This is a genomic window from Shewanella sp. 10N.286.45.A1, from assembly GCF_041470405.1.
GTDB lineage: Bacteria > Pseudomonadota > Gammaproteobacteria > Enterobacterales > Shewanellaceae > Shewanella.
In genome coordinates, this window is the sequence record NZ_JBFRMK010000103.1 from 1 (window position 1) to 13,281 (window position 13,281).

The following is a 13,281-nucleotide window of genomic DNA, read 5'->3' on the forward strand; positions in this document are numbered from 1 at the left end:
CTGATCGGCATTACGCTAACTGCGGGCTTTTTTATGCTCAATCGAAAGCCCTGCTTAACAACGCAGTCATTGAAACTTTCTCAGCTAAAGACAAGTTAATACTATTGGCGTACAGCCTGCCCCCTTGGTATCGGTTTTAATCTCGATCTTGCAAACAGCATATAGTTTGCCTCATGAACTTACGTTAGCATTAGGAGCAAGGTATGAAGAAGGGAATCACAATTATAGGTTTAGCTTTAACGGTATTGGCATTCAGTGCATCTGCCGCCATGAGCCCCACAATGGAAACAAGCCTTGTTGCAGTCTGCAAATCGACAACCAAGAATAGCGTGGTTCAGTTCAATCGTACGCTGAAACAACACCGCATAAACAAAAAGCTGATTTTTCCAAAGTTAGTTTGTAATGGCCAATCATTGCATGATTTTGCCTTGGCTCATAGCGCTAACAAAGTGGCTCAAAAAATTGCCAACTACACCAATGATATGGAATTAAAACAAGCGATAGCAATGAATAAGCTCGGTGACAATTACTATTCGGTTACCTTCTAAATCTGCTTAGCTAAAGGCTTAAATGGCCTTTAGCATCCCCCATAGCTCACCCTCACTCCTTTGCCAGCGCCCTGCCTAAAGGTTCAAAATACTCAATTAAAGCGCTAAAGATTTGCTGTCGATGCTCAATGGTCGGGTAACCACCCGCATCGAAAAGTGATGATTGAAGTGTTTCATCCACTAAGTATGGATTGCTAATATCGACGTAGGATTCAATACAAGACTCAAACGCCCGTGCCATTAACTCCGTTGGTTTAGAAAAGTACTGCGTACCATATTGCTTATCTAATGCTATTGCCCGGCCAACATATTGATGACCATCCTCGCCATTCTCGCTCAATAAACTCACAGCAAAGATTCGCTCAAGTCGTTGATTAAGAGGGTGCGCTCTGGGTTTAACATCTGCAATCCAACTATGGCTGGCAAAAGATATCCCCTTGGGCGCGGTATGAAATGACTTAGCAGCGATATAGTGATCAAATGCATGCCAAAACTCGTGCGCAAGTGCTCCAGCCCCCGCATTCTTAGCCAAAGCAAGCTCGCGTCTATCGGGTGCATAATGTGCCTGCACACCTTTTTGGCCACCGCTACCAAATGCCAAGTTTAACGTTTCACGCAAACCCAGTGCTTTTGGCGGAAGCTTTAAGATAAAAGCCAAATCTGCCAAAGAGTCAAAAATAAGGTTTGCCGCCTTATCACGCTCATCATTTTCAACCCACTTACCCAAACGTATATGCCCTAGGCCAAATACCTGTTTGATATCAACAAAGCTCACCTGTTCATCGAACCGATAATCGGGGCCAACACGGCGGTAGCTGCGGTTTTTTAACACTATTAACTCTACTCTTCTAATAGCTGCATTTAAGTCTACCCCCATTATAAAGCAATATGATGATATATCTGCCTGTGTTCTGCACTAGCTAACGGTTTAGCTTAAACGGTATAATCGGTACATTAGTTTCAACAAAAGATAGGCCTCAACATGGCAAAGACTGCTGCCGCACTGCATATATTGGTCAAACATAAAGAGCTTGCAGAAGATATTATTAAGCAATTAAACAAGGGCGCTAAGTTTGATGTACTCGCAAAGAAGCATTCGAGCTGTCCATCGGGTAAAAAAGGCGGCCATTTAGGCGAGTTTAAGCGAGGTCAGATGGTGCCACAATTTGATAAAGTCTGCTTTAGCGGCGAGCTGATCACACCACACCTAGTCAAAACCAAATTTGGCTGGCATGTGATTAAAGTGCTTTACAGAACATAAATCAGCCAACCAAGTTACTGGCAATGATTACGTTACCAAAGTACTTTACAGAACATAGTCGTTTAGTGCTTACCGGCCGAATAAGCTGACGTGCTAATATGTTAAATATTATCTTTGGATCAAGCGCTGCAAACTAACAGCTTGCGTCAAATATGTCAGTTATGTCGAGGTTCTAGAAAATGCTCGACACATAAAAAACGCCCAACTCCGTAAAAGAAGCTGGGCGTTTACGTACAAAATTAATCTAGCACTAACCTTATGTTAACCTATCGAATGGCTGAAACCAGATAATCAATGACTGCACTATCTGCCGTCTGGCAATGCTCAAGTGCAAACAAAGGCACTGGTTTTTCAAGCATATTTCGCTCCACCATCTCACTAATAATAGGCAAGTCCAATATCCCCGCTTTCCCCACCAGTAAATTATCAAGCGGTGAACTCTTGCTTAAGTTCACGATATCTCTAAAGCCTTTTAGATAGAGGAAGTCCTTCGTAAAACCGCCACCACGATATACACGTGTCGTTAACGTAAATGCCTGCTCGGTTGTTTGTCCATATTGCCGCATTAATGTTTGGAACGTCATCGAGAAATCGCGCTGTTCCAACATTAAATTAACGGCAACCACTCGCAGCGCCAGAATTTTAAGCCTATTGAGGGTTAAATTCCCCGAGCAATATTCACTGTAAATTGCCACACCTTCTTGAGTATGAGTGTTACCCACCAAACCTAAAGACAACACTCGCAGCGGTTGACGTCTAGCATTCATGGTCGTCAACATGTGCACACCTAATTCATGGTAGGCAAATGCTATAAGCTCTTTCGCTGAGAACATGGCATCTTTGTTAATTAACAAACTGCCCTTCTCATTGTCCACCATCGCTTTGGCGACAATGCGCGAAGACTTTTCGACTTTACACTTAAGTCCCCATTCATCTGCCTGCGTTTGGAACGATTTAACCGCATGGTCAGCATCATAGATTGCGGCGTCATCATCCCCTTCTATCGCGGGAGCGCGCAGTAAAAACTCAGCGTTAGCAATATCATCCTTATCTGGCTGACCGTAGTATTTCAACGAGTTATACACAAAGTCATCAGTGCCAATCGAACAAAGCAGATCAATTTTGGTTGCTAAGTTATCAATCACATGACGATAAAGCTGTTGAATATCGGCATCCATGACATTTTCAACCGGTAGCTTGTATAGCTGCTCACGAAATTGATATGGATTAATATTCAACTGCTTATAGTTAAACTCAGGCGTCACTGCGCCTTTTTTCGCTAAAAACTTCTTACGTTCACTGGCGATATTTATCGGGTTAATATATTTCAGTGTGGCGACATTATTAGCCAACTTAAATAAGCTTTTATCAAGTGACAAAATCTCTGGCGACAGTGTCGATGATAATAGGTCAACATTACGCACCGACTTACGTTGACCAAAGCGGCGCATAAAGTAGGCCGCGGTTTCTGATATCGCCAGCTTAACGCCCGCTTTTAACTCCTCTAATACCAACGGATATAACTCGCCCGTGGTTTCATCCATAAACACTTTCTTGACTTCAACCGGCAACACTAATGTATTGTCAAAATGGGCATTGACGTGAGCGATTAAATAGCCACGCCCTTGAAACACCTCATCGGTTGCAGCTCGCACCACTAGGTTAGGCAGCTCTATTTGATTAAGCTGCTTTTCAAAGTGATGACAAGTCGCTCCCCAACGCTCAATATCTATCTGGCTAGTGCCAATGTTAAATGTTGGCGTATCAGCCTCAATACGTTGATGATTATAAGAGTGCATATCAAACACAATACTGTTTTTAAACTGCTGCTCTAACTTGGCTATCAGCGCCGCCAACACATTGTAAAAAGACTGATGCTTTGCATGGCTTTCACTACGCTGCTTGGGTGTTAATGGTTTCTGCCAGACCTGCTTATTCCAAGCTGTTTTGAAATAGGTCGATAACGCTTTTGGGCGGTTCAAGTCATATTCAAAACGTGAGTCATTGCCTATCAGTACAATAGGAAAAGACGACAGTAGCTCATCAGTATACGGATCTTCCTCATAAAACCGCTCCGGCTTGGTCAGCAAAAAGCTTTTATTCAAATCGTCTCGCAGGCGGTGACCATTATGAATGGCCGTACAGACAACAGGCGAGTATTCATCAACCTTAACAATATACGATCCGTTATTAACTTCAGCTTGAAAGCACTCGCCTTTATTAATTAGTGCTATGCACTCTTTTTCAGTTAATGTGAGCATCGTCAATCGCCTTTCTAAACGCTGTCTTCTTGTTATTTAACGCCTCTTTGGCATTCACAACGCTTTCTACAAAATCAATGACTTTCTTTTGCAGCTTGACGTTATTTAGCTTGTTGATACGCATAATCCCACCAGGGCTTTGCACGTTAACTTCAATCAACTTTTCATTGATGACGTCAATGCCGACAAAGAACAACCCATCACGCACCAGCTTAGGACCAATATGCTTGCAAAGTGCTTTTTCATTTTTGGTCAATGTATGTTTAACCACACTACCACCAGCATGGATATTCGAGCGCACTTCTCCTGATGCAGGAATACGCTTCATGGCGCCAATGGGCTCACCGTTTAACATCAAAATACGCACATCGCCTTGCTCAGCGCCCTCGACATATTCTTGTAAAATAACGTAGTTGCCACCCTTGCCGTTGTTGATGTAAAACTCGAGCAACGAATGAAAGCTCTTTTGAGCTGCTTTTTCTACCAAGATCACACCTTGACCGCCAAAGCCATCAAGCGGCTTCATGATCATCTTGTCGGTCTTAGACTCTCGCAACACTTCCTCTAAGTACTCAGGTGTCTTTGATACATGCGTCACCGGAATAAACTTATTGTCAGGGTCGTCAAAAGACGCGGTATACAGCTTATTGTTGGCTATTCGCAAACCATCAATATCATTCATGATAAATACATCATCACGTACCGAGTCAAGAAAGTTGAGCGCTATGGTGTCAAGCGGCGGATTGGCGCGCATAATAATGCTGTCAAAACCGGCTAACGGTAAACGCAGGGTTTTAAACTCCGCCTTCTTGTAAAAAGAAACGATGTTGTTAGGCGTTGGCTGCTCTTTACTAAACACGCGGCAATAAGCACTAGCTTCAGTATCACGCATGGTCAAATCACTTGTGGTCGCTAATGCCACCGTATGGCCCCGCGCCACACACTCATGAATGAGACGTAAAGTCGTATCGGTTTCGGGCTCAATATTTTTCCATGGATACATTAGAAATAATATATTCATTGAACTTTCCTATAAAATGGAATGCTCTATCTTTCTTGGGGTCATGAGACTTTGGGAGGTGTAGAGTATTCAAAATAAACAACACAATGACCCAGGTAAAATGACCTAAATCAGACTATGGCATCTATCTATCAATACAAGTTGAACTAGATAAGGCGGCGTAATTTACACCAATTTCTAAGATTGTAAAATAAAATTTTACTGCTGAATGATAATATTTACTAAGAGATTGAAAAACATTGAATTTACTTTACATTAAACATAAGCAAACTGCTCATTGTGTATATATAACATACTATAAAATAGAATAAGCGCAGCGTAACACTGCGCTCTTGGGCTACCAATGAGCCATTAAAAATGGCCCAAGTTATGATCCTTCAAACACGCTTGCCGAGGCAGTATTGTTCGCTTGAAGTGGTTTAAATACATTCAGTTTCTTGACGACCCATAAACCAAAACAGATAAACAGTAGTAAGCCGACTTCTACGCCAAACACCGATTGAAACCCTGATTGCCAAAGTAGCAATAATGGTGATCCGAACAACGCCCAATCAGCGACAAGTGTCGCGCCAAGAGTAACAACGGCGGCGAGGATCATCTGTGCCAGAAAACGCTTTTTATCGTCAACGATATACGCAAGCACCATGGCAAGTAATAAACTGCCGACAAAGCCGTAAACCAGCCAATCTCCGCGCTGCGACATACTTGCAGGTAGCACGCGTTCAATAAAGAAAGCCACCGCCGTTGCCAGTACTAAACCACCACAACCCCCTAGAGTCAGCCCTCGTATAATACTCATGCTTCGCTGCGACACATTTTGCTGCAAGGCACGTTTATCCAGCCACAACATATTACCAATAACTATCATTGCACAGATAGCGAGTGACAAAATGAAATAAATAACCCGCACATCAACGCCAGCAAAATCACCAAAGTGTAAGGTTGCTATAATCTCCCTGCCTTTGCGGAACACATTGTAGTTATTAATATCGGTATTATTGAGTAACTCACCGGTTTTGACGCGATAAAAGAACTCATCTTTTTGTGAGAAATGGGTTAGATCATTCCCCCTCAACTGAATAATGGCCGCTTCATCGCCATAGTTATAAAAGATCACATTTCTTAAGTGGAAGTCATCCCGTTTACTCACCTGATCGATGATCTGGTATGCGTTGCTCATGTCGATTGTCTTTTCGATTTGAGGTTCATCAAACAAAGTAAACCCCGCATCTTTAAACAAGGTGTCCTGATCACCTTGATAGATAAATAGCACGAAGGCGATCTGATAAATAATCGCTAGATTAAACACTAAACCACTGATGGCATACATCAAGGTAAATGGCAGTGTCATCACTCCAACCACATTATGCAGATCTAACAATTTATCGCGTCGGTTCTTATCATGTCTGTATAAAAAGAAGTGTTTAAACAACTTTTTAGCATGAATAAATATCCCTGAAACCAAGGCGAAAAAGAAGAACAAACTGATAATACCAATTAGATAGTCGCCCCCCGGCAAGTTAAGGTTGTAATGTAATTGATAGAGGAAATCACCTAAAAAGAAGTCTTCTTTATCAGCCACACTTTTCCCAGTCTTAGGGTCGACCAGCAAAGAAACAACGTCACCGTGCTCATCTTCTTTGCCCTCTTCACGAACTAAATCCAAATACACTTTATAGTATGGATCATGCTCCGACGGCATTTGTACCATCAAGTGCTCTTTATAATCGAAATCATGCTCAGCTAACTTACTTTCGACCAGCTGCTGCAAAGGTAGGTCTTGCTGCTCCACTGCAACGGGAAACTGCGGTAATACTGCCCACTGCTTTACTTCTTCATAAAAAAGTGTCACCGCACCAGCCCAAAATATAAGGAACAGTAACGGTGAAATAATCACTCCAATCCAGCTATGGGATTCAGTTAGGTTTTTAATCAACTTATTTTGAGGTTTTTTCATTGTTTGAATATTCATAGCGGAGTATACGACCAGAAAAGAACAGCATTAACGACCAGTGATAAAATCAGCAACTTACCACAAGCAAAGGCAACATCTTTACCCTTGTTAAAGCTGTAGCAATAAACCATAACGGCGACCCAAGTAATGAATCCAGATAACAGACCAAGCAGCAGTTTTATATCAATAGCCAAAGGCACAAGTAGATAAAGACTCAACATAATACTCACTGAGAGTAATAAACCACCTAAAAAAGCGATAATAGACTTAGGCCACATCTTTAATTCACTCCGAGTAAAAATATTCCTGAAAAGACACTAACTCCAAGGGAGAAAACCAATACACTGCGATAATTAGCATATGCTGAAATAATCACTAACGTCAGCCACATAGCCATAACCAGCAACATGGTGATTAACATAGCAACAATAAAGCCGTACTGACTTGTAAAGAGACTCGTTGCTAACACCACCGCAATAACAAACCCACTCCAAGCAACAGTCTTCGATATGGAATAACTTATAAGTTGCTGTTTATTAGATGATAAATAACTAAAGTAGCAGGAAATCCAAAGTAATAAAGTACCCACAATAACCATAAACACAACCCACTATAAACACAAATGATAACGATTTGTATTTATTATCGTAAATAAGTTAATGAAGTTCAAGGTAATTGTGATAGCATCCTGCGCCATAACAAATAGCAATCATTATCATTTGGACGATATATCATGCGATCATCTAAGTTAAACCCTATCACCAACGCAATTCGCTTCGGGCTGGTTATTCCGGCCTCTTTAACCTGTCTATCTGCCATCGCCGAAGACAACATCGATACAACAAACATCGAACGGATCATGGTTACAGGTCAGAAAATTGCTCGAACAGTGCAAGAAACGACGACCAGTGTTGCCGTGCTAACAGAGAAGCAGATGGAACAGGAAAATATTAATGATTTTCGTGAAGTGCTAATAAATACTGCTAACACCCATACCACGCAAAATCGCAGCTTTAGCATTCGTGGTATTGATGGTTTTAACGTTTCTGGAGGTGGCAATAGCTTCTTAGCCAGTGTTTATGTTGATGGTGCTCCTTTACCAGAGCGCATGATTTATGGTGGTGCTTTTTCCACATGGGATGCCAAACAGGTCGAAGTGCTACGAGGACCACAATCAACTCTTCAAGGTCGAAATGCGCTAGCGGGTGCAATTATCATGACCACCCAAACTCCAACGGAGGAGTGGCAAGGAAAGTATCAACTAACTGCCGGTGAAAATGGTCAAAAGGAGCTAGGTGTAGCTATAGGTGGTGGCCTTATTGAAGATGAATTAGCATTTCGTTTTAGTGGTGAACAGAAAGAGATCGACGGTTACAATGAAAATTTAGTCCGTAACGAGAACTCAGATTTTAATGAAGATGAAACATACCGATTAAAATTCTTATATCAGCCTAGCGCCCTCCCTGAGTTCTCAGCCCAATTAGGCTACACCTACGCAAGTGCCACATACGGTAATACTGCGATTGAAATTGCTGAAGGTGAAAACCCATTTGAGAACCGTAAAACAGTTAACAATGATGCAAGGCAAGAGACAACAGATGCCGACATATTGGTATTAGCGCTTAATTATGACCTCAGTGATATATGGAGTCTAGGCTCTTATACTACTTGGTCTGCAGTCGATACCCGATTCATTTGGGATTCAGATTTCCTCCCAATTTCAGGCAGCGAATACCCTGAAGATAGCGGTAGTGTTTCCAACTATAACAACAAGACTGACTCTCTTAGCCAAGAACTTAGACTGACCTTCGAATATGACACATTAAGCGGTGTTATTGGTGCGTATTACTTCAAGACAGACGTTAATGATCATACCAATGGCTTGAATAACTTAAAGCTGAATCGCTTAGGGCTAACAAGTAGTGTACTGCAAGCCCAGTACGGCTTAAGTGAGCCTATCGCTGATCTAGTTGTGGCACAATATGCTGAATTTGATCCAGCGCATACAAGCTCCTTATCATCAACAGAGCAATCCGTTGCGAGCTATGCATTGTTTGCTGATGGTGTTTGGAATGTCACCGATAAATGGGATATTTTTGCAGGCATTCGATTCGACCATGAAAGCCAAGATACTAAAAGCGATGCGCAATACGTTATCTTGAATCAAGACAAAATGCCAAATCCAGCAAATTACCTTGGCACCCCATATGAAGCGTTATCACCGCTTATCGCAGGCATCAATAAGATGTTTACAGATTTAGCCGCTAATGCCTCACAAACAACGCCACCAATAAATACTGACTTTAATACCATTTTACCCAAACTCGGTGTGAGCTATAACTGGAGTGAAGATTTTATCACTAGCATCTCTTTCCAAAAAGGCTACCGTTCTGGCGGTGTTGGAGTTAATAGTGCTCGCGCAACCGTGTTTGAATACGATCCAGAATTTACCTACAACTATGAGTTCTCGCTGCGCTCAACTTGGTTGGACGGCGATCTCGTCGCAAATGCCAACGTGTTCTATGTTGATTGGCGAGATCAGCAGGTCACTGTGCAGTTGTCTCCTAACCGCTACGACACCGAAACAGTCAACGCTGGTCGTTCAAACGTGAAGGGCTTCGAACTAAACCTCAATTACCAGCTTAGCAGCGAACTTTCAATTTATGCTTCTGTAGGCCAAGCAAAGACGGAGTTTACCGACTTCATTATTAGCATTCCAACCGACACAACACCTATCGTGAACGATCTATCAGGCAGACAATTCACCGCTCCAGAGTGGACTGGTAATATTGGCGCGACCTACGCTGCAGACAGTGGAATATTTGCCAATATTAATGCCAACTACGCGAGTGGTTCGCCGAATAAGGTGAACCCTTACCGAGAAGGATTAGTTGAAGGCGATGCTGAGTTTGATTTACAAAATGACAGTCGTACGCTAGTCAATATGCAGATTGGTTATGAATGGCAAAACGTTGGTGTATATCTGCAAGGTAAAAACTTATTCGAGGAGGAATACATCACCAATAACTTCACTCGAACCCCGACCTTAGGCGCTCCGAGACAGTTAGCTCTTACAGTACGTGGAGAGTTCAGCCTTTAATCGCACAAAATAGTAAGACCGAGTTGAGTAACTTGCAAGCAGGCTGTTTAGCTAGGTCCTAGCTAAACGGCCTGTGTGTATGAAAGTATATAAACCACTATTTGCAAACGCACTTAGCGGATTGGGCGCAAGGGGGCGCTGCAGCAACGCTACACATACCACCAGTGCTACCGGTACCAACACACCACGCATTACAGTCAAATGTATCAGGGTGCCCGGTGTCATTAGCGTGGGAATGAACAACGTCTTTGCCTGGGTTAGACTCCACCAGCAAGCCATCTGGCAAGCAAGCTTCACCAAACATTCTGCCGTTTGCGACTCCCTTTTCATCAGTACCAATGTGGCAACCCGCAACACCAGGTGCTACGCCGTCACTGTCTTTCCACCAAGTTTTCTTACCTTCCATCCAGTCACTGGGTTTAAAAGCAAATACTCCTTTAGCACCTGGCATATCCTTCGCGCCACTCGATGGGGCTGCATCATGACTATCGCCAGCTATAACGTTGACAGAAAACACCATACACAACAGCAATACAACTGTTTTTAGATAACTCATACAAATCCCTTTAATCCTTTTAGCTCATGCGATATTGCATATTCGCGGCCAGATCAAATAGGACAACTCCCCAAACTGCAGACCTTTTCGCAGTATAAAATACTGCAGTAAAAGCTAGCAGTGGCATGCTGTATTATCAAGTTAGAATCATTCATGCATAAGCTGTTGGGCAACAGCTACTGTGCTATAGCCGACCACCCTATGCAGCATAGATTAACTAAATGACGGTAACCCCGTTCGCTATAATTTCAGTGCTATAGAGCAAGCACAACTGCTGGCATTTTTAGCCACCTTAACCGATGAAAGTTTGCTAACTGATGAAAAATTTAGCGACCCCTTTATTCGCTAATCCCCCCTAGTGATACGTATAAAAAAGCCTGCATTTGCAGGCTTTAATCATGCCTAAAAACTCGTTAATCAATATTAATATCAGTATCTTTATGATCATACATGTCAGGAGTGGTGTGCAGGTTGCCTGCAAATCCAGCTTTTTCCAACTGCTGGCGCACCGCCTTGACTTGCGCGGCAGTCACAGGCTCCTCACGGCCACCCAAATATAAGCGTACAAAGCTAATGAGTTTTGCTAACTCGCTATCGGTAAGCACATTCTGGAAGCTGGTCATCGGCATAAAGTTTCGCTCTTCATCCAGATAGGTCGGCGCTAAACCACGGATCGTCACGGCGATGGTATTGAAAGGATCGCTATGCATGATAATGCCATTATTAAGCAGAGTTGGCGCAATTGGATCGCGACCTTTACCATCTTCTCCATGACAAGCCCCACAGGTATCCGCATACATAGCAAAAGTTTCAAATTGATCAGCTGAATATGATTCGGCTACAAAGCCCGTGGGTGATAACTGCTTTTGCCCCTCTGGAATAGTGTTATGAACATCACCGACCAATAGGTAGCGTGATATTGCTTCAATATCATCACGAGTCATTAAGCTGGTGCTATTTTTCACTACATCCGCCATACCGGCAAACGCTGAACCTTTATCAGAGTGCCCTGTGTGTAAAAAGTCAGTCAACGACTCTAAATCCCACTTATCTTCATGCAGTTCTTGGGCTGAAATATTAGGGGCGTTCCAACCATCAATAATATTGCCTTGGAATATTTTCTCAGGGATTAAAGCCTGTGCCAAATTTCGCGGAGTATGGCATTCAGAACAATGACCTAATCCCATCACCCAATACTTACCCTGCTGCCATTGCTTGAGTTCATGATCATTAAGCTCTACATGCTCGGGCGCGGCATAAGACAGAGGTTCGGTATCCATGAACACCAGATTCCAACCTAATAATCCCTGGCGGATATTAGACGGAAACATCATTTCATTGGCATCGTTTTGTCTTGGTACTGCTGTTATCGACTGTAGGTAACTCCATAAGTCTTGAGTGTCTTGCTCGGTTAAATACTGATAAGAAGTGTAAGGCATTGCCGGATACAGATAACCATGTTTGCCTTTTCCATCAAATAACGCAGCTTTAAACTCCGCATAGTCATTATCACCAATACCTTCACTGAAGTGCGGGGTAATATTGGTTGAATAGATAGTGCCAAAAGGCGTTTTAAATGGCAGCCCACCAGCAAAGCGCTCACCACTTTCAGAGCTATGACAAGCAACACAGTCACCCGCATTGGCAAGATACTCACCTCTGGCGACAGAGTCTGCATCGAGCGCTGCAAGTTTGGCGTCATAATCAAGTCGTTGCTCGGTAATATACGCGCCAATAGCCAACACCTCATTGCGGCTTAACTGTTCGTCAAAAGCTGGCATCAGGTTATTCAGACCAAATTCGATAGTATGTTTGATCTCCTCAATGCTGCCACCATGCAACCAAATATCATCTGATAATACTGGCGCACCTATTTCAATATTGGCAACCGTACCGTCGCCATGACAGCTTGAACAATATTGCACAAATATCTCTTTACCCAGATCTATTTTCACTTGTGGCGCATTTAAGTTTCGACGCTGTAGGGAGCCGATGTAGTAAGACATTTTAAGAATTTGATCTTCCGACAAAATACCTTTCCAACCTGGCATAGCACCGTGACGGCCATGTTCGATAGAGTGGATAATATCTTTTTCAGTTCCGCCATAAAGCCATTCATTATCTGTAAGATTGGGGAAATGCTTTTGCCCTTGCGCATTAGCACGATGACATGCAGCGCAATGATTTTGAAACAACAACTCGCCGCTTTTGGTAACTTGCGGGTTAGCAGCTAATGTTCCTAGACTGAGATCGCTTAAAGGTGCTATTTGCATATCTAAGTCAGTCGTCGGGGAGCTCAGCGCATCGTCGATCTGCTTCCAGCCCATTAAACCAGCCCAGTTTCCTAGACCTGGATATAAGACTAAGAATCCTGCAGAAATAATAAATGCTATTAGGTAAGCCAGGTAAAAAATGCGTGGAGGAGGTGCATCGTTTTCATCAATACCGTCAAAGCTCTCAATGGTTTTATCTTTATCGGCAGTATGCTCAGTTCGCCAGTATTTAATGACCACCAACGCCATAAATGCGAGAAAGATGAAGATGAATACAATCACCCAGATGTTCCAGAAAACAGTCATA

General features: G+C 42.8%; 11 protein-coding genes. 3 read left to right on the forward strand and 8 right to left on the reverse strand.

The annotated features are described in order from the left end of the window. Nucleotides 1-203 precede the first annotated feature (203 nt). Entirely contained in the window at nt 204-548 is a 345-nt protein-coding gene (locus AB4238_RS08915; protein ID WP_372033026.1) for a DUF3718 domain-containing protein, read from the forward strand. Between the two features lie 52 nt (nt 549-600). Here the strand turns inward: AB4238_RS08915 and AB4238_RS08920 are convergent, their stop codons facing one another. Next, nucleotides 601-1,380, reverse strand: coding sequence for a CLCA_X family protein (locus AB4238_RS08920; protein WP_372033028.1), 780 nt, complete (start codon nt 1,378-1,380; stop codon nt 601-603). A 150-nt stretch (nt 1,381-1,530) separates the two neighbouring features. Here AB4238_RS08920 and ppiC point away from each other — a divergent pair, with 150 nt between their 5' ends. Further along, entirely contained in the window at nt 1,531-1,809 is a 279-nt protein-coding gene (gene ppiC / locus AB4238_RS08925) for a peptidylprolyl isomerase PpiC (RefSeq protein ID WP_248973011.1), read from the forward strand. 266 nt (nt 1,810-2,075) lie between these two features. Here ppiC and AB4238_RS08930 read toward each other — a convergent pair whose 3' ends face one another. The 5 genes from AB4238_RS08930 to AB4238_RS08950 all read right to left on the reverse strand — a co-directional run bounded on the left by AB4238_RS08930 (nt 2,076) and on the right by AB4238_RS08950 (nt 7,643). Next, entirely contained in the window at nt 2,076-4,070 is a 1,995-nt protein-coding gene (locus tag AB4238_RS08930) for a flavohemoglobin expression-modulating QEGLA motif protein (RefSeq protein ID WP_372033030.1), read from the reverse strand. Further along, nucleotides 4,054-5,091 carry a glutathione synthase gene (gshB, locus tag AB4238_RS08935; protein WP_372033031.1) on the reverse strand — a complete coding sequence of 346 codons (1,038 nt, stop codon included), beginning with the start codon at nt 5,089-5,091 and terminating at the stop codon, nt 4,054-4,056. Before gshB ends, AB4238_RS08930 begins: the two co-directional genes overlap by 17 nt. 367 nt (nt 5,092-5,458) lie before the next feature. After that, nucleotides 5,459-7,048: a PepSY-associated TM helix domain-containing protein gene (locus tag AB4238_RS08940; protein WP_372033033.1), complete on the reverse strand. Its 1,590-nt coding sequence runs from the start codon at nt 7,046-7,048 to the stop codon at nt 5,459-5,461. Between the two features lie 11 nt (nt 7,049-7,059). Continuing rightward, nucleotides 7,060-7,323, reverse strand: a complete 264-nt coding sequence (locus AB4238_RS08945) for a hypothetical protein (RefSeq protein WP_372033035.1) — start codon at nt 7,321-7,323, stop codon at nt 7,060-7,062. 2 nt (nt 7,324-7,325) lie between these two features. Continuing rightward, nucleotides 7,326-7,643, reverse strand: a complete 318-nt coding sequence (locus AB4238_RS08950; protein WP_372033037.1) for a hypothetical protein — start codon at nt 7,641-7,643, stop codon at nt 7,326-7,328. A gap of 135 nt (nt 7,644-7,778) precedes the next feature. Between AB4238_RS08950 and AB4238_RS08955 the strand changes: the two genes are divergently transcribed. After that, nucleotides 7,779-10,145, forward strand: coding sequence for a TonB-dependent receptor (locus AB4238_RS08955; protein ID WP_372033039.1), 2,367 nt, complete (start codon nt 7,779-7,781; stop codon nt 10,143-10,145). 97 nt (nt 10,146-10,242) lie between these two features. Here AB4238_RS08955 and AB4238_RS08960 read toward each other — a convergent pair whose 3' ends face one another. Continuing rightward, entirely contained in the window at nt 10,243-10,665 is a 423-nt protein-coding gene (locus AB4238_RS08960) for a hypothetical protein (protein WP_372033059.1), read from the reverse strand. 449 nt (nt 10,666-11,114) lie between these two features. Then, complete coding sequence (locus tag AB4238_RS08965) at nt 11,115-13,280, reverse strand: c-type cytochrome (RefSeq protein WP_372033041.1); 2,166 nt, start codon at nt 13,278-13,280, stop codon at nt 11,115-11,117. Nucleotide 13,281 lies beyond the last annotated feature (1 nt).